This window comes from Kutzneria sp. 744, from assembly GCF_000568255.1.
Taxonomy (GTDB): domain Bacteria; phylum Actinomycetota; class Actinomycetes; order Mycobacteriales; family Pseudonocardiaceae; genus Kutzneria.
On sequence record NZ_KK037166.1, the window covers coordinates 584628 to 605679 of the forward strand.

A 21052-nucleotide genomic window follows, 5' to 3' on the forward strand; every position below is an offset into this window, starting at 1 on the left:
CACGACGACATCATCGGCGGTCACTCGTTCGACCTCGACCGGTCTGAGCTCGTCGCCGACCCGCAACCGCGTCCCGGTCGGCGATCGGTCCAGCAACGCGCTCAGGTCGCGGCCCCGCACGGCGTTCGGCGTACAGCTCCAGCACGCGGCCGGTCGCCAACATCACGCCGATCACCGCGCCGGCCAGGTATTCGCCGACCGCCAGCGTGCCGGCCAGTGCCAGCACCGCGAGCACATCAGCGCCGAGACGACCCGCGCGCAGATCCACCACCGCCCACCAGGCGGCCGGCAGCAGCGCGGCCACTGCGCCGGCCGCAAACGCCGGATCCGCCCAGCCGGCGCCGAGCGCCCCCAGCGTCAGACCGACGGCCACCGAGGCAGCCGTGAACACCAACAACCACCATGCGACCCTTGCCATGTCAGTACAGGGGTCCTGGTGTCGCAGGCGCCTCCACCAAGCGGCGTTCCACGGCCTTCTCGGTCTGCCGGGCCGGGGTGATCACGACCGGGCAGGTGGCGTGCCGCAGGCAGTACGCGGCCACCGAGCCGAGCAGCTTCTCCGCCAGCCACGAGTGGCCGTGCCGGCCGAGCACGAGCAGGTCGGCGTCGGCGGAGGCGTGCACCAACGCTCGCGGCGGCCACTGGCCGACCATGTGCCGCTGCACGGCGACGCCCTCGGCCACGCCACGGACCTCGTCCATGATCCGCTCCTGCAGGGCCAGCGCGTTCGCGCGTGCGGCCTCCTTGGTGCGGTAGGGGATGCCGACCATCGGCGGCGGTCCCTCCACCGGCGGCGGGTCGGTGTGCCACGCGGTCACCACGTGCACCTCCGCACCGCGCCGGCGGGCCTCGTCCAGCGCCCAACGCAAGGCATCCGCGCTCGCGACCGAGCCGTCCACTCCTACGATGATCTTTCCGTTGCCAGCCATCAGTTGTCACTCCTTTCCGACTCCACGGTCGTCCTTCGTCCGCACGGCGGCCAGCGGCGGGTGGCCCCTGTCGGCGGGGACCTTCGGTCCTCTGCCGGGGTTTCACATCGTTCGGCCGGGTCCGGGCGGGGCTTTGTGCTCTGCTGGCAAGGGTTTTCCAGGAGTGCCATGGAGGTGGAACCACTCCCGGCCGATCGGAGCGAACCATGCGAGTTGAGACGCCGACGCAATCGCCGACCATCGACGTGGAACTCGGTGGACTGGCCTCGGCCGACAGCGCGGACCGGGTGCGGACAAGGATCCTCTCGCTCGACCGGTACGCGCCGCGACCGATCATCGGCGCGACGGTGCGATTCTCCACGCCTTCCGGACGCGCGCGCACGCTTGTCGTCGCGCACGCCACACTGGCCCTGAGCGGCACGCAGTTGGTCGCCTTCGGCACCGGCGTCACCGTCGGCGAGGCCACCGACCGGGTGCGAGCCACACTTCGCCGCCAGCTGGTCGACATGGCGCACGGCCGGCGCAGGCATGGGCGCGCCGGTTCGTCCACATCGGACGACAAGCCCGTGGTCGTGCGGCACGCCAGCCGGATGCCCACCTGCGCTTCGCCCGAACAGGCGGTGCTGGCGCTCGATCAGCTGGACCAGGAGTTCGGTCTGTACGTGGATGCCACGACCGGCCGCGAGGCGGTCGTGTGGCGCACGAGCGGCGGCGAGTACGCGTTCGCCACCGAACGACCGGCCGCGCTCACCGAGTCCGAGGCGCTGCAACGCCTGCTGCTGACCGGCGACGCATGGCTGTTCTACACCGACCTGCACACCGGGCACGGACACATCGCCCACCGGCGTGGGGACCACCGCTACGGCGTGATCACGCCCGTAGCCACGACCGGACGGAGGTCGTCATGAGCACTGCGCCGATCATCGTCGGCTTCGACGGGTCCGACTCGGCCAACCAGGCCGTCATGTGGGCCGCGCGGGAAGCGGCCCGGCGCCACGTCCCGCTGACCATCGCCCATGTCGTTAATCAATCCCAGGCCGATATGTATCGTAGGTTTGATGTATAACTCTCGGGCACCTGAGGGCCCATGTCCTAGAGCCCGTTACTCGGTGCCCGGGGCACGGATAACCGGTCCAGACCGCTTGACCTTGTACCCACCCGTTGCAGTATAGAAGTATATTGTTTAATGGAACTGGTAGTAGGAGATTTTGGGCGCGGCAACAGCTAATGATCGATGTGCTCACGGGAATACCCTGATGTGGTTATGGGCACGAGAGCCGACTCGGTGGGGAACTCACTGGTAATGCCTGAATTCGGCAATGATTTATAAGTTGTTAAAAGAAGACAGGAGCTGCGCCGCCAACGAAGAAGTCGCCACTGCCAATCTAGCCACGCTGCCGCACGGGTGTGCCTCCGGAGACAAGGCCAGTGATAGCGGAGACTAGAGACCAGCCCTGGTCCCCACTGACGGGTCGCCACGCCCGGGCCAAGGGTGTGATAGCGCGAGAATGGCTATCGAGGGAACGAATTACCGTTGCTGCGAGCCCTTGCCACGGTGGGCGAGATGGACACTCTCGCACTCGTGACCGTAACAGCTATTGACCCAGTCGAATGACTCTCCTCGTAAGATCGTGAATGTACTCAGCGCGCGTAAGTAGCACGTCCTCACCAGACTGGCTCGGAGGGCGAGGGACTCAACGCGAGTTAGAATGGTAAGCGGTAAAGTCGATACCCCTCGGGCTGCTGTCCGAGCCATGGCCCAGTGGCGGGAGAAGTTCCCCACCGTGCGGCTGCAGCTGTTCACCGCACTCGACAGTCCCGCGCACGCCCTCGTCGAGAAGTCCAAGCACGCACAGCTGGTGGTCGTGGGCACGCGCGGCCACGGCCCGCTGGCCGGGGCGCTGCTCGGTTCCACCAGCCGTGCCCTGCTGCACCATTCCGCGTGCCCGGTCGCCGTCATTCGCACCGCCTCGTGAGGAGGCCGTCATGACTCTTCCCGTCACAGTCGGCATCGACGGATCGGGTGCCGCGGAACGAGCCCTGGGCTGGGCCGCCGCCGAAGCCGAGCTCCGCCACGTGTCGCTCGACATCGTGCACGCCGCCCAACTCGTCACCGTGCCGCCCGGAGTTCCGCCGACCACCAGCATGAACGCGGCGCTCGCCGCACAGTGCCGGAAGTGGCTCGACGAGGCGGTCACGGTCGTCAAGGAGGTCGCCCCGGAGGTTCGCGTCACTACTGAGCTGATCGACGACGGGGTGCTGGACGCGCTCACCCGGCGGTCGTCGCAGGCCCAGCTGCTGGTGCTCGGTTCCCGTGGCATCGGCGGCTTCGCCGAGTTGCTCGCCGGTTCCGTAGCCGTCGCCCTCTGCGCCCACGCACGCTGTCCGGTGGCGGTGGTTCGCGGTGCGATACCGAGCCCGGACGCGCCGGTTGTCGTCGGCATCGACGGCTCCCCCACCAGCGACGCCGCCCTCGCCTTCGCCATGAACGAGGCCTCGCTGCGCTCCGTGCCGCTTGTCGCCTACCACTCGTGGAGCGACACGAGCCACGAGCCCGGCATGCAGCGCCAGCCCTTCGTGCTGGACTGGAGCGCCATCCGCGAGGCCGAGGAAGGGGTGCTCACCGAGCGTCTCGCCGGCTGGCAGCAGCGCTACCGCGAGGTCGAGGTCCGCCACGTCGTGGAACGCAACCGCCCCGCCCACGGCCTCATTCGCCAGTCCGCCAGCGCCCAGCTCGTCGTCGTCGGCTCCCGCGGCCGCGGCGGCCTGGCCGGCATGCTGCTCGGCTCCACCAGCCACGCCCTCATCCACCACGCCGCCTGTCCCGTCGTCGTGGCCCGCTGACATCACTGACGGCCGGAGGTGAACACCATGCCCGCAGCCGGGTTCAAGGCCTGGTCGGCTCGGCACGGCCACGCGATCCTCGCGACGCTGGTAGTTCACGAGCTGGCGGCGGGCACGGCGTTCACAGTCGCCGGTCAGACCGGCGCGGGGTCGCTGCTGTGGGCGGCGGGCGCCGGACTGGCGTTGGCCTACCTGCTTGCCACCTTCGCGCTGAGGATACGGGCGAGTCGCCGGCCCCAGCTGTTCGTGGTGACGACCGTGCTGCTGGCGGCCACGACCGGCGCAGCCGTCGCCGGCGTCTACGGGGTGGCCAACCTGCTGGGGCTGCTCGGAATGCTGGCGGTGATGGCCCCACAGCATCATCCGCAACGGCACGTGACTTCCATCGGCCACGCCGCGAATGCGAGGAACTGTGATGAGCGATCACCCGACCGGCGCTGATCCCGTGATCGTCGGTTTCGACGGCTCCGACTCGGCCATGCAGGCCGTGTGCTGGGCGGCGAGAGAGGCCGAAGACAGAGGCATCCCACTGTCCATTGTGTACGCGACCGCACTGGACTCCGTGCGTGTGCCCGCCGGGGTTCCGCTGCCACGGCCCTACCACCAGGCCGTGCTGGAGATAGGTCAGCAGTACCTCGCCGAGGCCACCGCGGCGGCGGAAGCAGCGGCGCCGAAGGTGGAGATCGACACACGGCTCAGCCACACGAGAGCCGCGCCGGCACTGATCGGGTTGTCGTCGCAGGCGCAGGAGATCGTCGTGGGCTCGCGCGGCCTTGGCGGGTTCACGGGTCTGCTGGTCGGCTCCACGGCGGTGGCCTTGGCCGCGCACGGGCACTGCCCGCTCGTCGTGGTCAGGGGAACACGCCTCGACGGCCCACCGGGCCCCGTCGTGGTGGGAGTCGACGGCTCTCCCGAAAGCAGCGCCGCGACCGCGTTTGCCTTCCAGGCCGCGGCGCGGCGGGGCGCGCCGGTCGTGGCCGTTCACGCGTGGTTGGACACGGTCGTCGAGAGCGCGTGGCAACGAGCGACAACCGGCGCGGACCGGCCGCATGAGGCAGACGAACAACAACAGTGGCTCACTGAGCAATTGGCCCCGCACCGCGCACAACATCCGGACGTCGACGTACGTCACCGTGTCGTCCTCCACGGCCCGGCCCGCGCGCTGCTGCACGAGGCAGCCGGGGCACAGCTGGTGGTCGTCGGTTCACGAGGCCACGGCGGATTCCGCGGGCTGCTGCTGGGATCCACCAGCCAGGCGCTGATCCAACACAGCCCCTGTCCGGTCGCTGTCGTCCCCGCGCGCCGATGATCGACGCGCCCTGGCGTTGCGAGCCCGACGAGATAGCGCGGCGGCTCGACGTGGATCCCACCCACGGGCTGGATCCCGGCACAGCGCGCAGCCGGCTGGAGGAGACCGGCCCCAATCGACTCGTCGAGCCTGCGCCGCGACCGTGGTGGCGCCTGTTGCTCGCGCAGGTCGCCAACCCGCTGGCCGTCACGCTCGCCGTGGCCGCGGCGGTGGCCGGTTCCGTGGAGCGCTCCTACCGTGAGGCGACTGCCATCGGCGTCGCGCTTGCGCTCAACGGGGTGCTGGGCTTCATGCAGGAACGACGGTCCGGAAGAGCGGTCGCCGAGCTCAAGCACATGCTCGATCCCTCGGCTCGCGTACGCCGCGACGGCACGGCGCTGTCCGTGCCCGCCGCCGATCTCGTGCCCGGCGACGTCGTCCTGGTCCGGGCCGGCGACCGGATCCCGGCGGACGGCCGTGTGCTGCGGGCGGCCAACCTGGAGGTCGACGAGTCCGGGCTGACCGGCGAGACCGTCCCGGTGGCGAAATCGGCCGCCGCCCTCGACGGCGAGGCCGGGCTGGCCGACCGGACGTCCATGTGCCACATGACCAGCACTGTCACCAGGGGCAGCGGTGAACTGCTCGTCACCGCGACCGGCATGCGGACCGAGGTGGGCCGGGTTGCCGACCTGCTGGCGCACACGAGCACCGAGCCCACCCCGCTCCAGCGCCAACTCGACCGCCTGGGGTTCCGACTCGCGCTGCTCGCCGGTGTGGCGGTCGTGGCCGTGGCCGCCATGCTGTGGCTGGCCGGGGGCTCGCTCGGCGAGGTGATCACGGTCGCGGTCGCGCTGGGTGTGGCGGCCATTCCCGAGGGCCTGCCGGCGGCGGTCGCTGTCACGTTGACGCTGGGCATGCGGAAGATGGCGCGGGAGCGGGCGATCGTCAAACGCCTGCCCGCGGTCGAAACGCTCGGCGCGACGACGGTCATCTGCACGGACAAGACCGGCACGCTGACGGTCAACCGGATGACGGCGCGGTCGGTCTGGTACGCGGGGCGCGACCGGGCGATCACCTCGCCCGATGACGGCGTCGCCCTGCGCGACCTGCTCGTGCCGGCCGTGTTGTGCGGCGACGCGGTCGTCCGGGACGGCGCCGTGATCGGGGACCCGATCGAGGGGGCGCTGGTGATGCTCGCCGAGCGGGCCGGCCTGGATGTGGCGGCGGAACGGGTGGCCGCGCCCCGGGTCGCCGAGATCCCGTTCGACGCGGAGCTGCGGTACATGGCCACCTTCCACGACGTCGGCGCCGGGACACAGGTGTGTGTGAAGGGTGCCGCGGACGTGCTGCTCGCCCTCGCCGCGCGCGTCCGCACGGAGCTGGGCGACATCGAACTCACTCCGTCGTCACGCACGCGGCTGGCAGCCGAGATCGACCGGCTCGCCGGGCAGGGCGAACGTGTGTTGGCGGTCGCGGTGGGCGACGCCGCTGCCGGCGCCGGCGCGGTGCTGCCGGCCGACCTGCTCCTGCTCGGCCTGATCGGCGTCGCGGACCCGCCTCGGCCGGAGGCGGCCGCTGCCATCGCCGAATGCCGGGCCGCGGGCATCGACGTCAAAATGATCACCGGGGACCACCCGGCGACGGCGAACGCGGTGGGACGGCGCCGTCGATCATCACCGGCCATGCGCTGTCGGGCCGGGACATCGAACTTCTCGACGACGCGTCCCTGGCGCAGGCTAAAGCACTGCAGTCACCAGCGCGCCCCTGGGTTGCAGTTAATGTCGAGTGTCACGCGACGGCGTCAACGACGGGCCGGCGCTCAAGGGCGCGGACATCGGCGTCGCGATGGGCCGCACCGGATCGGACGTGGCCAAGGAGGCCGCCTCGATGATCCTCGCCGACGACAACTTCGCCACCATCGTCACCGCCGTCCGCCACGGGCGCACCATCCGCGACAACATCGTCAAGTTCGTCCGTTTCCAGGTCAGCACCAATGTCGCCGCGATCATCGCGATGGCCGCCGGCGCGGTGCTGCTGGGCGGCGCCAGCCTGATGACGCCGCTGATGCTGTTGTGGGTCAACGTGATCGCCGACGGGCCGCCGGCGCTGGCGCTCGGCTTGGAACCGGCACGTCCCGAGGTGATGAGGGAACCGCCCCGGCGCCCCGGCGCGCAGATCCTGACCGGCCGCCGCCTGGGCTGGATCACCGCCGCCGGTGCGGTGATGGCCGCGGGCACGCTCGCCGCATACTGGCTCGGGCTGCCACGTGGCGTGCCCACCGCACGGACCCTGGCCTTCACCACCTTCGTGTTCTTCCAGCTGGTCAACCTGCTCAATGTCCGGGACGAACACGACAGCGCGTTGGGACCGCAGCTGGCGCGCAACTGGCGGCTGTGGGCGGCGATGGCCGGCGTCGTCGTCCTGCAGGTGATCGCCGTTCACCTACCGGTCGCGCAGGGCCTGTTCGCCACCACCGACCTCGCACCGGGCGACTGGCTGGTCGCCCTGGCCATCGCCGCCACGGTGCTGTGCCTGGAGGAACTGCGCAAAGCGGTCAGGAGAAGGCGACAACGCTCTTACCGCATTCTCACCGTGGACACATCGAGCGCTCACCCGACTACGCAATGGTGATCACCGACGATTCCAGTCGATCACGAAGGAAGTCATGAGCACCATCGACGGTCTGCCCGCCCATATCCTGCTCGTGCACGCGATCGTCGTGTTGCTGCCGTTGAACGCCCTGCTGTTGGCGGTGAGCGCCATCTGGCAGCAGGCGCGGCGCCGGCTCGCCGGGGCGAACGCGCTGCTGGCCGTGGTCGTGGTGACCCTCGTGCCGATCACCACCGACGCCGGCGAGTGGCTGGAACGACGCGTCCCTCGCACGGATCTGCTGCGGGCGCACACCGAGCTGGGAGACACGGCCCTGTTCGTCGCGCTCCCGGTGGCGGTCCTCGCGCTCGTCGTCTGGTGGCGCCAGCGCGAGAACACCATCGCCACACAGCCGGCCGAGTCCGACGTGGACGCACCGACGGCCGGCGGCACCGCGACGATGGCCAAGACGGCCGTGCGCCGCAGGACCTTCCTGGCTCCCGCGTCCAAGACGGTCACGACGGTGATCGCGGTCCTCGCCGTGCTGGCCGCCGGCGCCGCCTGCTACCAGGTCTACCGCATCGGCGACTCCGGCGCGCAGGCCAGCTGGCAGGGCAAGTTCAGCTCCGAGCCCGCACCCCGCGGCGGCCACTGACCGCAGTGTCCGAAGCAGACACCGCCCGAGCCGGCTGGTCGCTGTGGCGGCATCATGGACCGGTGCCGTACCGAGTGCTCGTCGCCGACGACGACCGGGCGATCCGCGAGTCGCTGGTCCGTGCCCTGGAGCTGGAGGGCTACGAGGTCGTCGAGGTCAGCGACGGGGTCGACGCGCTGGCCACCGCCCGGCGGGAGCGGTTCGACGTGCTGATCCTGGACGTGATGATGCCGTCGGTGGACGGGCTCGGCGTGTGCCGGGTGCTGCGGGCCGACGGCGACGGAACGCCGATCCTGATGCTCACCGCCCGCGTGGAGACCTCGGACCGGGTGGCCGGGCTCGACGCCGGGGCCGATGACTACCTGGCCAAGCCGTTCGAGCTGGACGAACTGCTGGCCCGGTTGCGGGCGCTGCTTCGGCGCGCGGCCCCGGACGCCGCGGGCGGGCCGGCCCAGCGGCTGCGGCTGGACCGGCTGACCGTCGATCCCGGGGCCCGCCGGGTGTGGTGGCTGGACGCCGAGATCATCCTGTCCAAGACCGAGTTCGACCTGCTGGAGCTGCTCGTCCGCAACGCCGGGATCGTGCTGGACCGGGCCACCATCTACCGGCGCATCTGGGGCTACGAGTTCGGCCCGGAGTCGAAGAACCTCGCCGTCTACATCGGCTACCTGCGGCGCAAGCTCGACGACGCGGGCGCGACCGAGCTGATCCACACGGTGCGCGGCGTCGGCTACTCGGTGCGGTCGGCGTGAGCCTCGCGGCCCGGCTCGCGCTCGCCTTCGCCGCCGTCGGCGCGGTCATCACGGTGCTGGTCGGCGTGTTCAGCTACCAGACGGCGTCGGACCGCATCCACGACGAGCTCGACCGCACGCTGTTGACCACGGCCGCGGAGATCTCCGCCGGAGCGACCGCGGTGCTCGCGCCGAACCCGGCGATCACCGGCCCGGACAATGATCACGACGAGGCACAGCCGATGGTCGCCCAGCGGATCGCCGCCGACGGGAGCGTCCAGCGCGTCGGCGGCCGCCCGGTCGCCCTGCCGACCACTCCGGACGAACGGTCGCTGGCCGCGCGGGGACATCCCGGCGAGCACCTCTACCACAACGTCACGAACGGTCCGGACGACTACCGCGTCGTCACCGTCGCGCTGAGCTCCGGCCACGACGCGCTGCAGCTGGCCATCGACGTCGACGAGACACGGCACGTCCTGTCCTCGCTGGCCACCATGATCGCCCTGCTCAGCGGGCTGGTGCTGGTGGCGGCGGCGGCCGCCGGCTGGCTCATCGCCCGCCGCGTCACCCGGCGGCTGGTGCGGCTGACCGGGCTGGCCGAGCAGGTCAGCTCCAGCGGCCGTCTCGACGTGGAGGTGCCCGTGGACGGCCGCGACGAGGTGGGCCGGCTCGCGAAGTCGTTCGACGCGATGCTCAGCCGGCTCGCCACCTCGCGCGAGGACCAGGAGCGGCTGGTGCAGGACGCCGCGCACGAGCTGCGGACGCCCCTGACGAGCCTGCGGACCAACGCCCGGGTCCTTCGCCGCTTCGACGAGCTCAACCCGGACGCGCGGGAGCGCCTGCTCGAGGACGTCGACGGCGAGACCCGCGAGCTGACGCACCTGGTGGACGAGCTGGTCGAATAACGTACCGCACCACATACCATATGGTAAATACATACACTGCATGCTCCCGCATATCTTCAGGCGCCTCGGTAGGGTGTATCGTAGGCGCTGTCTGGACTGATGGCAGGGTCGACGTGGTGCTGCGCGGCGGCCGTGTCGAGGTGCGCGACCGCGGACCGGGCATCGCCGAGGCCGACCGGGCGCGCGTGTTCGACCGGTTCTACCGCGCCGACACCGCCCGCGCCCAGCCGGGATCGGGGCTGGGACTGGCGATCGTGCGGCAGGTCGCGCTGACGCACGGCGGCGACGTGGTCGTGGCGGCCCGCGCCGGCGGTGGCGCCGTGGTGGGGTTCACGGTGGGCGACGACCGGCTCTCACCGGACTCTTAACCGCGCCACGCTCGCTCCTCACCCGGCGAGGGCAGGGTTGCGGGAAACCGACCGCTGGAGCCTTCGTTGACCACCACCTTCCGCGCTGCGCGCCCGCTCGCGCAGACGCTGCCGCGTCCCGTTCAGGCTTGGTGGCGTGACGCCTGCGGCCTGACGGCCTGGGCGAGCATGTTGTTCGTGGTGGCGCTGTGGGTGGCCGGTCGCGGCGTGCAGAACCTCGCGACCGATCCGTTGACCACTCTGGGCCGGCTGACCGGTCTCGTCGCTGCCGACCTGCTGCTGCTCCAGGTGCTGCTCATGGCCCGGATCCCGTGGGCGGAGCGCAGCTACGGCCAGGACGGGCTGGCCCGTCGGCACCGGCTGGTGGGATTCGGCTCGGTCACCCTGATGCTCGCCCACATCGCGCTGATCAGCCTGGGCTACGCGATCACCGGCCACAGTGGACTGCTGGCCGAGGTGTGGGACCTGGTGACCACCTATCCCGGCATGCTGCTGGCCACCGCCGGGACGGCCGCGCTGGTCCTGGTGGCGGCGACCTCGATCCGGGCCGCCCGGCGGAAGCTGCGGTACGAGTCCTGGCACCTGCTGCACCTCTACGCGTACGTCGGCGTCGGCCTGGCTCTGCCGCACCAGTTGTGGACGGGCGCGGACTTCACCGCGTCCCCGGTCGCGACCGTGTTCTGGTGGACGGCTTACGCGGTGGCCGCCGGCGCGTTGCTGGTCTGGCGGATCGCCGTGCCGGTCGGGCGCAACCTTCGGCACCGGCTGGTGGTCGACCGTGTGGTCCGCGAAGGTCCCGGCGTGGTGTCGGTGTACCTCCGCGGCCGGAACCTCGGCCGGCTTCCCGTCGCGCCCGGGCAGTTCTTCGTCTGGCGGTTCCTCGACGGGCCGGGCTTCACCCGCGGCCACCCGTTCTCGCTGTCGGCCGCGCCCAACGGCGTCCACCTGCGGATCACCGCGAAGAACCTGGGTGACGGCAGCGCTCGCCTCGCCCGGCTGCGCCCGGGCGTCCGGGCGCTGTTCGAAGGCCCGTACGGCCGGCTCGGCTCGGTGCGCGGCGGCCGGAAGGTCACGCTGATCGCGGCCGGAGTCGGCATCACGCCGTTGCGGGGACTGCTGGAGACGCTGCCCTATCGCCCCGGCGAGGCCGTGCTCCTCTACCGCGCCGGGAATCCGGGCGATGTCGTGTTCCGCCACGAGCTCGACGCGATCGCCGCCCGGCGCGGCGTCAGGCTGGCGTACCTGGTCGGGCGCCGCCGCCGCGGTTCCTGGCTGCCGGACCGCTACCAAGGCGCCGCGGACGCCTCTGTTCTGCGTCACCTGGTGCCGGACATCGCCGAACACGACGTCTACGTGTGCGGGCCCGAGGCGTGGACCGCCCTCGTGGTCGCCACCGCGACGGCGGCCGGCGTCGCCAGAAAACAGCGTCCACACCGAGAGCTTCGCCTGGTAGGAGGAAACACATGACCAGGATCGCGGTGGCCTTCGCCGCCACGGTGTCGGTGATCGTGCTGCTGTTCAGCTACCGCACGAGCACCCACCCGAGCGCACTCGGCGCCACCGGTCCGACGACCCGCCTGCCCGCCGGCTCGGCCGTGCCGATTAGCCCGACGACGCCGAGCGATCCCTCGTCGGCGACGCCGAGCGGCAGCCCGTCGGCCACCACCGGCGCCGGCGCGAACGGCACGTACGACGGGAGCGCGGCCGACACCCCGTACGGCCCGGTCCAGGTGCGGATCACACTGTCCGGCGGGCGGATCACCGCCGCGCAGACCGTGCAGGTGCCGAACGAGAGCCGACGCGACGTCGAGATCAACAATGCTGCGGTGCCCGAGCTGGTGCAGGAGACGCTGCAAGCCCAGACGGCACAGATCGACACCGTCAGTGGCGCCACCTACACCTCGGAGGGCTACATCCAGTCGCTGCAGTCCGCGATCGACGCGGCCCACCGGTGACCGACCGCCGCGCCTGGGTCGAGCACATCATGGGCATGCCGATCAGCCTGCACCTGCGCGGCCCCGGCGTACGCGACGACCCGGGCACTGCCGCCGCAGCGACCGGCGTGTTCGCCGTCCTCCGTGAAGCCGACCAGTTGTTCAGCACGTACCGGCTGGACAGCGTGATCTGGGCGATCCGCCGGGGCGAACCCGTCGACCACCCGCTGGTCCGGGAGGTGCTCGCGCTGTGCCGGGAAGCCCGGGATCGCACCGACGGCTGGTTCGATCCCGAGCTTCCCGGCGGTTTCGATCCGTCCGGCCTGGTGAAGGGCTGGGCGGTCGAGCGGGCCGCGGCCACGCTGCACGCGCTCGGCGACGTCGATCACTGCCTCAACGCCGGCGGCGACATCGCCCTGCACGTCGCCTCACCGTCGCGACCGGCGTGGCGAGTCGGCATCGAAGACCCGCGTGACCGCCACGCACTGCTGGGCGTGCGGACGGTCCGCACCGGCGCTGTCGCTACATCCGGCACCGCCGCGCGCGGCCCGCACATAGTCGACCCGCACCGTGGGCTACCGGCCGAGGGCCTGCTGTCGGTCACTGTGTCCGGGCCGTCGCTGCTGTGGGCGGACGTCTACGCGACGGCGGCATTCGCCCATGGTCCGGGCGCCGAGACGTGGCTCCGGCGGCGAGCGCCGGAGTACGAGATCACCGTGGTGGCCTGAGTTCGCGGTCAGACCGACGCGGAGACCGGTTCGGCGCTGCGCCGGGACAACAACCGGCCCAGCGCGAACCGGCCCGGTCCGGTGAACGCCACGATCAGCAGCGCCCAGCAGAACAACGCCGCTGCTTCGCCGCCGTTCTGGATCGGCCAGAGACCGTTGGGCAGGTGCACGGTGAAATACGCGTAGGCCATCGAGCCCGAGCCGAGGAGCGCGGCCGACCTGCTCGCCACACCGACGCACACCAGCAATCCGCACACCAGCTGGATGAGCGCGGCCCACCAGCCGGGCCACACGCCGACCGGGGACGGCGCGTGCGCTCCGAACAAACCGAAAATCGTCTTCATGCCGTGGCAGGCGAACAGGAAGCCAACCACGACGCGGTACAGCCCGATCAGGTGATCACGGGCTGAATCCAGGCGATGCATGGGCCCTCCGGGTGACTGACGGCGGGCACGGCAACGTGCCCGCGGGGGCAGGGAAGTTCACGGCGGCGAGCCGGTTCTCCCGTTCAGGGGGACGGGCCTGTGGCGGGAAACGGCGCGGTCAGGTATACCGCGAACGACAATTCCCGACACCCGTCAAAAGTCGCAGTCCGCCGAAATCTCACCGATCTCTTACCGAACTTTCCACCCATATCACGAGCCGATGCGTCCGCGTGGCGCAATCGTCACGCCACCCCGATGTCAAACAAATGCCCCGCGCCTTTGATTAACCGTGAACACGAGCGTGAATCAGAGGAGGAGGGCATATGCGGCCACGCCGATGACCGCCACGACGTCGATGACGAGGCCGGCGTAGGCCTGCTGCCACCAGAGGGCGGCCAGCGCGAGGGACAGCACGCCGGCGCAGAGGACGACGACCCACCACCATGTGGCGCCCAGAGCGAGGGTTGCGCCGCCGGCCATGAAGCCGAGGCCGGCTATCAGCCAGAGCACGCCGATGAGGCGGGCGCCGGTCTCGCCGACGTCGACACCGGACAGGACGTCGGTGCGGTGCGGGAAGCCCGTCACGGTGGCGAGCTTCCACGGCACCACGAAGCCCAGCAGGTGCACCAGGCCGTGCAGGACGAGGAGCACGGCGATCAGCCAGCGGACCATGTCAGGCCACCGGGATGTGCGTCGTGGCGATCCGCTTGCGGAACACCCAGTAGGTCCAGCCCTGGTAGACCAGCACCGCAGGCGTGCCGAAGAGCGCGACCCACGACATCACGGTCAGCGTGTACGAGCTCGACGCGGCCCCGGCGACGGTCAGCGAGTTGGCGGGGTCCACAGTGGACGGAAGGACGTCCGGGTAGAGGGAACCGAACAGGGTCACGACGGCCCCGGCGACCGCGACGCCCAGCAGGGCGAAGGCCTGGCCCTCACGGTCGGCCAGCAGACGGTGCACCGCCAGCGCGGCGCAGACGACGACCAGCAGCAGCGGGATCCAGGTCAGGGCCGAGCCCCGCTGGAACTGCACGACCAGCAGCACGGCGGCGAGCGGGGCGAGCGCGAAGGGCGCGGCCTTGACGGCCAACCGCCGGGCCCGCTCGCGGATGTCGCCGGACGTCTTCAGGGCCAGGAACACGGCGCCGTGCACCACAGCGAATCCAGCGACCGCCAGCGCGCCGAGAAGTGCCTGCCACGACACGATGGCCAGCGGACCACCGACACGGTCGCCGTGGGCGTCCAGGGGAATGCCGGTGACGTTGGCGGTCAGCACGAGCCCGACGCCGATCGCGGCCACCCACGAGGACAGGAAGATCACCGTGTCCCAGCTGCGGCGCCACCGGTGCGAGTCGATCTTGCCGCGGTACTCGAAGGCGACGCCACGGCCGATCAGGGCGACGAGGAACAGCACCAGCGGCAGGTAGGAGGCGCTGAACAGGGAGGCGTACCAGCCGGGGAAGGCGGCGAAGGTGGCGCCGCCGGCGACGAGCAGCCACACCTCGTTGCCGTCCCACACCGGCCCGATGGTGTTGATCAGGACCCGGCGCTCGGTGTCGGTGCGCCCGAGCACGGGCAGCAGCATACCGACACCGAAGTCGAAGCCCTCCAGGAACAGATAGCCCAGCCACAGCAGGGCGATCACACAGAACCACAGCACGGGAAGGTTCACCGCGGTCTCCTAGTACGCGAAGGTGAAGACGTCGGACGAGGGTGTGTCGTCGGGCTCGGCCGCCTCGACGGGCTTGCGGACGGCGCGCACGACCAGCACGGCCTCGACAGCAGCGAGCACGCCGTAGACCAGGGTCAGCACGATCACCGACGTGAGGGCCTCCCCCACGGTCAGCTTGCCGGAGACGGCCTGGGCGGTGAACATCCACACACCGTCCACTCCGGACGGATTGGGCGCGACCACGAACGGCTGCCGGCCCATCTCGGTGAAGATCCAGCCCAGGGCGTTGGCCAGGAACGGCGTCGCGATGCCGAACAGCGCCAGCCGCGCGAACCAGCGGCCGGGGCCGCGCCCACGCCGGATCAGCCACAGCGCCAGCGCGCAGCCGGCCGCGGCCAGCACGCCGAAGCCGATCATCAGCCGGAACGCCCAGTAGGTCACCGGCAGCATCGGCACGTAGTCGATCGGCGTGCCGTCGGCGTAGGTGGAGCCGTACTTGGCCCGGTACTGCCCGACGAGATCGGTGACACCGGTGACCTTGCTGCTGGTGTCCGAGTTGGCCAGAAAGCTCAGCAGGCCGGGAAGTTCGATGCTCTTGACGTTCTCGCAGTCGGGTTGGGACACGTCCCCGACGGCCAACACGGAGAAGCCGGCGGGCTGCTCGGTGTGGCACAGCGCCTCGGCGGCGGCCATCTTCATCGGCTGCTGCTGGAACATCAGCTTCGCCTGCGCGTCACCGGAAACCGCCACGGCGACGAACGCGGCGACGCCGACCCAGGCGCCCAGCTTCAATGACGACCGGAACACCGGGCCGTCGGCCTTGGCCTTCCACAGCCGCCAGGCCGAGATGCCCACCAGCACGGTGCCGGCGACGGCGAACGCGCCGGCCAGGGTGTGCGGGAAGGTGGCCAGCACGGTGGAGTTGCCCAGCACCGCCCAGATGTCGGTCAGCCGGGGCTTGCCGTCGACCAGCTGCACGCCGACCGGGTGCTGCATCCAGGAGTTGGCCGCCAGGATGAAGAAGGCGGACACGTTGGTCGCCACCGCGGCGGCCCAGATGCAGGCCAGGTGCACCCGCTTGGGCAGCCGGTCCCAGCCGAAGATCCACAGTCCGAGGAAGGTGGACTCGACGAAGAAGGCGATCAGGCCCTCCATGGCCAGCGGCGCGCCGAACACGTCGCCGACGAACCGGGAGTAGTCGCTCCAGGCCATGCCGAACTGGAACTCCTGCACGATGCCGGTGGCCACGCCCAGCGCGAAGTTGATCAGCAGGATGCGGCCCCAGAACCGGGTCATGGCCAGGTATCGGGGATTGCCGGTGCGCACCCACGCCGTCTGCATGCCCGCGACCAGGATGGCCAGGCCGATGGTCAGCGGGACCATCACGAAGTGGTACACGGTGGTGATCGCGAACTGCCACCGCGCGATGTCGAGCACGTTCACCGGACTTCCCTCTCGTTCACGGTCTTCTCGTCACGCAGCGCGTCGACGCAGCCGATCAGCAGCGCGTTCTGCCGCACGGCCGTCGCCCGCGACCGCAGGCCGTCCGGCACCGGCGGCTTGTCCTGCCAGTCCAATCCGGTCAGGACGACCGGCAGCCCGGCCCGGACCCCGCACACCGCGCCGTACTCGCGGGCGGTCAACTCCCGCTCGCCGCGAACGGTGATCACCAGATCGGCGGGGCGGCGCCCCTCCAGCGGACAGCCGCCGGGCACGACTCCGTTGCAGATGTCGGTGGTGTTGTCGTGGCAGGTGCTGACCGTGCAGCCGAGGTAGCGCAACCGGCGGGCCAGTTCCGTGGCCTGGCCGGGATTCTGTTCGGTCACCAGGACATGCATCGCACTCACTCCGGCTTCACGACGGCGACGGGACACGGGGCGTGGTGCAGCAGGGCGTGGCTGACCGAGCCGAGCAGTGCGTTGGCCAGCGCGCCGCGCCCGAGCGAGCCCACCACGAGCAGCTGGGCGTCCTCGGCCTCGTGCAGAAGCCGTTGAGCGGGCCGGTTCTCGTGCACGACCTGGCGGACGGCGGTGTCGGGGTAACGCTCGCGCCAGCCGGCGAGCCGCTCGGAGAGCACGATCCGCTCGTCGGTGGCGACGGCGTCCCAGTCGAGATCGGGGATCGGCACGGAGCCGCCCCACACGGAAATGACGTCGTTCCACACGTGCACGGCGACCAGCTCGGCGTTGCGCCGCGAGGCCATGTCGTACGCGAAGGCCAGCGCCGCCTCACTCGCCGGCGAGCCGTCCACTCCGACGACGACCGGGCCGCCCGCGGTCTCCTTGCCACGAACGACAATCACCGGGCATCGGGCGCGAGCGGTCAGCGCGACAGCCGTGGATCCCACGACCAGTTCGGCGAAGCCGCCGCGGCCCCGCGCGCCGATCACCACCATCTCGGCCTTCGTGGACTCGTCGGCCAGCAGGTCGATGCCGGGCTTGAGCTCCAGCACCGGCTCCACCTTCAGCTCCGGACACGTGTCGAGGGCGGCCTTCACGCCGTCGCGCAGGCAGTGCCGCGCCGCGGCCCGCGCCTTCGACGAGGAACCCGGACGGCAGCCTCGGCGTGGTGATCGAGTGCCCGTGCACGACCCGCAGCACCGCGTGCCGGCGATGTGCCTCCTCGGCCGCCCAGCGGACCGCGTCCAGCGACGGCGCGGAGCCGTCGACGCCTACGGCAATGGTGTTCGTCATGTCGGGCTCCAGGGATGAGCTCGGCCGGGGTCAGACCGAGCAGCGCTTGGGGGAAACCGTCGAACGCGAAGTCGTTCATCAGCCGCAGCCGGGTGTCGCGCAGGTGCATGGGCCGCACCACCGTTATGCGGCAGGAAGCCGAGGCCGGGCGCGGCGAGCATGGCGATCTGCATGACGGTGCCGGCCAGCACGTGGTCGGCGCGGGTGTCGGTGTCGGTGACGACGGCGAACATCGGCCGGGTGCCGAGCCGATCGGCCAGGCTGCGCAAGGCCTCACGCCGGGTCGCCGGCCCCACCGGGCGCTGGGCCGGCACGAGCTGCGGCTTGGCCAGCCACGGGATCAGCTCGGCCGCACAGCGCCGATCGCCGTCGAGCTGTCGGCTGGCATCGTGCAGGATGGCGGCGAACGCGACGCCGCCGACGGGCTGCAGCCGCGCGGTCCGGAACCGCGACGCCACCAACAGTCTCGCCAACTCGGCAACGCCGCCGTGGCCGCGATTCACCACGTCCGGCTCGCTGATCGCGCGGTACAGCGCCAGTTCGCACTCGCTGGGCGGATCGGACTTCACGGCCCGCACACGAGCGGCCAGGTCCGGCTCGCGATGCCCGCCGTCGAGCTGGACGCGGGTGTCCCAGCCGAGCGTGCGAACCGCGAGCACGACATTGGCCAGCGCGGCTCCGCACGACAACAGCCGGTCGATGCCGGCCGTGTCGCGACGTTCGCCGCCCATCACCTCACGGATCTCCACGTCGTGCCCGCGCAGCTCCAGCACCCACGGCTGTTCGTGACACAGCACTGGCGCACCACGGGCAGCCCGCACGATGGCAGCGGTGTCGTCGGCGGTCCACTCGTTCACAGTTGGTCTCCTTCAAGCAGGCCGAGGAGTTGCACGCCGTCGACCACGCCGAGCGCGTCGGTGTGGTCGTGGCGCAGCTGCTCGTCGATGTGGCGGCGGTCCGCGTCGGGCGACACGCACGGCGCGGGTCGTCGGCACACCAGGCCGACGAGGTCGTCAGGGCCGGTGGCACCGGCCAGTTCGTGTTCCCCCAACAGACCTACGCAGTGGCGCCGCTCGACCACGGGCAGGTGGCGCACGCCCAGTCGGCGCATCAACCGGATCGCCGTCGCCACATCGGTTTCCGGCGTCACGGCCGGCACCGCACGCATCAGAGTCCGTGCCGTGTCAGCCATGGTCGGACCTCATCGCGGCACCGAGCCCGATGGCCAGCACCCCCGCGGCCAGGATCGCCGTGATGATCTGGACCGGCGCCTGAAGTCCGAACAGGACGTACTGGAACAACAGCCAGGCGACCAGGATCGCGCCGGCCGCGACCGAGGTCTCGGCGGCCCGCTGTGTGCCGTTCCAACTGACTACCGCGGCGACGGCCATCGAGCCGCCGATCACGACGATCAGCGCGATCCCGGGCCACAGCCAGCTGTGCAGTCCCAGCGGCGCGATCCACTCGACCGGCAGCTGAAAGGCGGCCGCTCCGACGGCGAGCTCGACTCCGCCCCACACGGCGAGCAGGGCGATCAACGCGTCCAGTCCGGCCAGCGCGAGCAGCCAGGGGTCTCCGTCACGTCCACGCATGGCCATTCACCGCCACTGCTTCCAGCGCGGCGCGGTCCGCGCCCAGTCCTCGTCCCAGGCCCTAGCGCTCCACGACTTGATCGGCAGCCGGACCAGGTGGAGCAGGCCTCGCAACAGCAGAAAGGCGACGGTGAAACCACCGGCCAGCGTCACGCCGACCAGCAGCACGATGTCCAGCGCGCCGATCGGGCGGCTCACGACCGTGCCGGCGGCGTCCGTCCAGATCGTCGCGGACGCCCCGGCGTGTTCGCGGTAGAAGACGTCGATCATGCCCGTGTGCGCCTCGCCGGCGGTGGTCCACCGGGCAAGCGCGGTCTGCGAGGCGTTCGCGTCGGTCAACAACACCGCGGCCGTCTCGGTCCTGGTGGCCTGCTGTTGGGCCGCGACGTCCGACTCCCGCTCGGCGAACTGGAGTCCGAGCAGCACGCCGACGATCACGATCACCACGCCGGCCAGGACACCCAGCCCGACCACGAACCCGTCGACCCGGTCCACCGGGCGGCGCAGGTCGTTGCGCCCGAATCCAATCTGCCGGGCGAGCCGCAGCACCGGCTCCATCGTCACCACTCTCCCGCCGTGTCCGCTGGTTCTTCGTCGCATTCAGCGTCGCGGGAGGCGCTGGTCGGCCCCAGGGCCGTAGGCCACGGCCGAGGTCCCGACCTGGCCAGGACTTTCGGCCCTGAAACGGCGATCGTCACCTGCTCGTTCGGCGGACGAACGGGTGAGAGCCGGTAACGGCGCATTCATCCCTTGCGAACTTGCCGCTGTGCCGCCCACACCGCAGCCGCCTGATTCCGCCCCGAGAAAGCCGCCGGGTCGACCGCCCAGCACGGCGAAGTCCCGCATTGTGCCGATTCTCGCGAGCCTGGCGACGGTGCTCGGCGCAATTGCCGCGGGGCAACAAATCTCTCAGATCTTCACCGGCGGCGACGGCACCGTCGCGCTGATCGCCGCGATCGTCGCGCTGGGCTTCTGTGCCGCGTTGGTCGTTCTCTTCGTGTTGTGGTGGGAACGCCGCAGGCCCGGCCTGGTGCTCGCCGCATTGGTGGTTGCCCTGGTCGTCACCGCCGCGGTGGGCGGCGGCGCGCTGGGCGTGCTCGCCCGCTCGACCGACCGACCAGCCACGACGGCGACCGGCTCGTCAACCATGCCCAGCCCGACAACCGGCCCGATCACAACGCCGTCGTCGCAACCGGCGCCGCCACCCGCGACACCGCCGGAGATCACCACCAAGCCGCGAACTCCGCCGGCCACGGCGCCTCCGGCGCCGACGCGCACAACCAACGGCGCCGCCGCGCAGCCGCCGACCATCACCGTGGCATTCGACCGGCCGGGCGGCTGCAGCACCGACTACGTCGTCTCCGGAAGCGACCAGCAAGCCGGCGACCAGCACCTGTGGGTCGTCCTCGAACGCTATCCGGACCCGGCGGGCGGCCCCCACGCGTTGTTCTTCGCGAAGGCCACCGCCTCGGCCACCTTCCGGTCGACGATACCCGCGAACACCGATTCCGGTGCTCGCACATATCGGTTCCTGCTCGCCACCGCCGACGACGCCGCGAACAATGAGTTACAGCTGGACTACAACGCCGACCGCGCCCACGACAAGTCCATGTACCCCGACGAGAAACGATGGCAGTTGCCGGACGGGAGCACCGAAGTCGCCACGACTTTCCTGTTCCCGCAGCAGTGCTGACGACGG

General features: G+C 70.8%; 27 protein-coding genes and 2 pseudogenes. 16 read left to right on the forward strand and 13 right to left on the reverse strand.

From position 1 onward, the window contains the following. Positions 1-10: 10 nt before the first annotated feature. On the reverse strand, positions 11-418 hold the full coding sequence (locus KUTG_RS57890) for a hypothetical protein (protein WP_043714626.1): 408 nt from the start codon (positions 416-418) through the stop codon (positions 11-13). A gap of 1 nt (position 419) precedes the next feature. Further along, positions 420-929: a universal stress protein gene (locus KUTG_RS02615; RefSeq protein ID WP_043714629.1), complete on the reverse strand. Its 510-nt coding sequence runs from the start codon at positions 927-929 to the stop codon at positions 420-422. 206 nt (positions 930-1135) lie between these two features. On the opposite strand from KUTG_RS02615, the gene KUTG_RS02620 reads away from it, so the two are divergent. The 15 genes and pseudogenes from KUTG_RS02620 (at position 1136) to KUTG_RS02685 (ending at position 12971) form a co-directional block, all read left to right on the forward strand. Then, positions 1136-1837 carry an HPF/RaiA family ribosome-associated protein gene (locus KUTG_RS02620; RefSeq protein ID WP_043714631.1) on the forward strand — a complete coding sequence of 234 codons (702 nt, stop codon included), beginning with the start codon at positions 1136-1138 and terminating at the stop codon, positions 1835-1837. Then, entirely contained in the window at positions 1834-1995 is a 162-nt protein-coding gene (locus tag KUTG_RS55840; RefSeq protein WP_084578804.1) for a universal stress protein, read from the forward strand. The genes KUTG_RS02620 and KUTG_RS55840 overlap by 4 nt, the downstream gene beginning before the upstream one ends. Before the next feature lie 688 nt (positions 1996-2683). Further along, positions 2684-2905, forward strand: a complete 222-nt coding sequence (locus tag KUTG_RS02625) for a universal stress protein (RefSeq protein ID WP_043714633.1) — start codon at positions 2684-2686, stop codon at positions 2903-2905. A 10-nt stretch (positions 2906-2915) separates the two neighbouring features. Continuing rightward, complete coding sequence (locus KUTG_RS02630; RefSeq protein WP_043714636.1) at positions 2916-3773, forward strand: universal stress protein; 858 nt, start codon at positions 2916-2918, stop codon at positions 3771-3773. 27 nt (positions 3774-3800) lie between these two features. Next, positions 3801-4214: a hypothetical protein gene (locus KUTG_RS02635; RefSeq protein ID WP_157494268.1), complete on the forward strand. Its 414-nt coding sequence runs from the start codon at positions 3801-3803 to the stop codon at positions 4212-4214. After that, positions 4189-5082, forward strand: a complete 894-nt coding sequence (locus tag KUTG_RS02640; RefSeq protein ID WP_043714640.1) for a universal stress protein — start codon at positions 4189-4191, stop codon at positions 5080-5082. Before KUTG_RS02635 ends, KUTG_RS02640 begins: the two co-directional genes overlap by 26 nt. After that, positions 5079-6662 (forward strand): annotated as a pseudogene (locus KUTG_RS57895) (cation-translocating P-type ATPase); the annotation flags it as partial. The gene KUTG_RS02640 and the pseudogene KUTG_RS57895, both read left to right, overlap by 4 nt. A 184-nt stretch (positions 6663-6846) precedes the next feature. After that, positions 6847-7692, forward strand: coding sequence for a cation transporting ATPase C-terminal domain-containing protein (locus KUTG_RS57900; protein ID WP_043714643.1), 846 nt, complete (start codon positions 6847-6849; stop codon positions 7690-7692). 34 nt (positions 7693-7726) lie between these two features. After that, positions 7727-8305 carry a DUF2231 domain-containing protein gene (locus tag KUTG_RS02655; RefSeq protein WP_043714645.1) on the forward strand — a complete coding sequence of 193 codons (579 nt, stop codon included), beginning with the start codon at positions 7727-7729 and terminating at the stop codon, positions 8303-8305. Between the two features lie 62 nt (positions 8306-8367). Next, positions 8368-9057, forward strand: coding sequence for a response regulator transcription factor (locus KUTG_RS02660; protein ID WP_043714647.1), 690 nt, complete (start codon positions 8368-8370; stop codon positions 9055-9057). After that, the gene (locus KUTG_RS02665; RefSeq protein WP_043728048.1) at positions 9054-9941 is read left to right on the forward strand and encodes a HAMP domain-containing protein; all 888 of its coding nucleotides are present in this window, start codon (positions 9054-9056) and stop codon (positions 9939-9941) included. The genes KUTG_RS02660 and KUTG_RS02665 overlap by 4 nt, the downstream gene beginning before the upstream one ends. A gap of 116 nt (positions 9942-10057) precedes the next feature. Then, entirely contained in the window at positions 10058-10309 is a 252-nt protein-coding gene (locus tag KUTG_RS65880; protein ID WP_369794425.1) for a sensor histidine kinase, read from the forward strand. 66 nt (positions 10310-10375) lie between these two features. Beyond that, a complete protein-coding gene (locus KUTG_RS02675; RefSeq protein ID WP_232240615.1) occupies positions 10376-11776 on the forward strand; it encodes a ferredoxin reductase family protein in 1401 nt (466 codons plus the stop codon). Beyond that, a complete protein-coding gene (locus KUTG_RS02680; RefSeq protein ID WP_043714650.1) occupies positions 11773-12264 on the forward strand; it encodes an FMN-binding protein in 492 nt (163 codons plus the stop codon). The genes KUTG_RS02675 and KUTG_RS02680 overlap by 4 nt, the downstream gene beginning before the upstream one ends. Further along, positions 12261-12971, forward strand: coding sequence for an FAD:protein FMN transferase (locus KUTG_RS02685; RefSeq protein WP_232240616.1), 711 nt, complete (start codon positions 12261-12263; stop codon positions 12969-12971). The genes KUTG_RS02680 and KUTG_RS02685 overlap by 4 nt, the downstream gene beginning before the upstream one ends. Before the next feature lie 8 nt (positions 12972-12979). On the opposite strand, the gene KUTG_RS02690 is transcribed toward KUTG_RS02685, so the two are convergent. From KUTG_RS02690 to KUTG_RS02735, 11 genes and pseudogenes are all read right to left on the reverse strand, one after another. Beyond that, positions 12980-13396: a DoxX family protein gene (locus tag KUTG_RS02690; RefSeq protein WP_043714652.1), complete on the reverse strand. Its 417-nt coding sequence runs from the start codon at positions 13394-13396 to the stop codon at positions 12980-12982. A 306-nt stretch (positions 13397-13702) separates the two neighbouring features. Next, the gene (locus KUTG_RS02695; RefSeq protein ID WP_043714654.1) at positions 13703-14068 is read right to left on the reverse strand and encodes a hypothetical protein; all 366 of its coding nucleotides are present in this window, start codon (positions 14066-14068) and stop codon (positions 13703-13705) included. A gap of 1 nt (position 14069) precedes the next feature. Further along, positions 14070-15068, reverse strand: a complete 999-nt coding sequence (gene cydB, locus KUTG_RS02700; RefSeq protein ID WP_043714656.1) for a cytochrome d ubiquinol oxidase subunit II — start codon at positions 15066-15068, stop codon at positions 14070-14072. Between the two features lie 9 nt (positions 15069-15077). After that, positions 15078-16511 (reverse strand): cytochrome ubiquinol oxidase subunit I, encoded by a 1434-nt coding sequence (locus KUTG_RS02705; protein WP_043714658.1) that lies wholly within the window; start codon positions 16509-16511, stop codon positions 15078-15080. Further along, positions 16508-16915, reverse strand: a complete 408-nt coding sequence (locus tag KUTG_RS02710; protein WP_157494270.1) for a hypothetical protein — start codon at positions 16913-16915, stop codon at positions 16508-16510. Before KUTG_RS02710 ends, KUTG_RS02705 begins: the two co-directional genes overlap by 4 nt. Next, positions 16912-17520 carry a universal stress protein gene (locus tag KUTG_RS65055; RefSeq protein WP_255360842.1) on the reverse strand — a complete coding sequence of 203 codons (609 nt, stop codon included), beginning with the start codon at positions 17518-17520 and terminating at the stop codon, positions 16912-16914. The genes KUTG_RS02710 and KUTG_RS65055 overlap by 4 nt, the downstream gene beginning before the upstream one ends. Positions 17521-17626: 106 nt before the next feature. Further along, positions 17627-17761, reverse strand: a pseudogene (locus KUTG_RS65885) (universal stress protein); the annotation flags it as partial. Further along, positions 17758-18618, reverse strand: coding sequence for a hypothetical protein (locus KUTG_RS02720; protein ID WP_043714660.1), 861 nt, complete (start codon positions 18616-18618; stop codon positions 17758-17760). The pseudogene KUTG_RS65885 and the gene KUTG_RS02720, both read right to left, overlap by 4 nt. After that, positions 18615-18953 (reverse strand): CBS domain-containing protein, encoded by a 339-nt coding sequence (locus KUTG_RS02725; protein WP_084578809.1) that lies wholly within the window; start codon positions 18951-18953, stop codon positions 18615-18617. The genes KUTG_RS02720 and KUTG_RS02725 overlap by 4 nt, the downstream gene beginning before the upstream one ends. Then, the gene (locus KUTG_RS02730) at positions 18946-19353 is read right to left on the reverse strand and encodes a hypothetical protein (protein ID WP_052396511.1); all 408 of its coding nucleotides are present in this window, start codon (positions 19351-19353) and stop codon (positions 18946-18948) included. The genes KUTG_RS02725 and KUTG_RS02730 overlap by 8 nt, the downstream gene beginning before the upstream one ends. Before the next feature lie 6 nt (positions 19354-19359). Next, a complete protein-coding gene (locus KUTG_RS02735; protein WP_157494272.1) occupies positions 19360-19917 on the reverse strand; it encodes an Rv1733c family protein in 558 nt (185 codons plus the stop codon). A gap of 310 nt (positions 19918-20227) precedes the next feature. Here KUTG_RS02735 and KUTG_RS02740 point away from each other — a divergent pair, with 310 nt between their 5' ends. Beyond that, a complete protein-coding gene (locus KUTG_RS02740; RefSeq protein WP_157494273.1) occupies positions 20228-21046 on the forward strand; it encodes a hypothetical protein in 819 nt (272 codons plus the stop codon). The last annotated feature ends 6 nt before the right edge of the window (positions 21047-21052 follow it).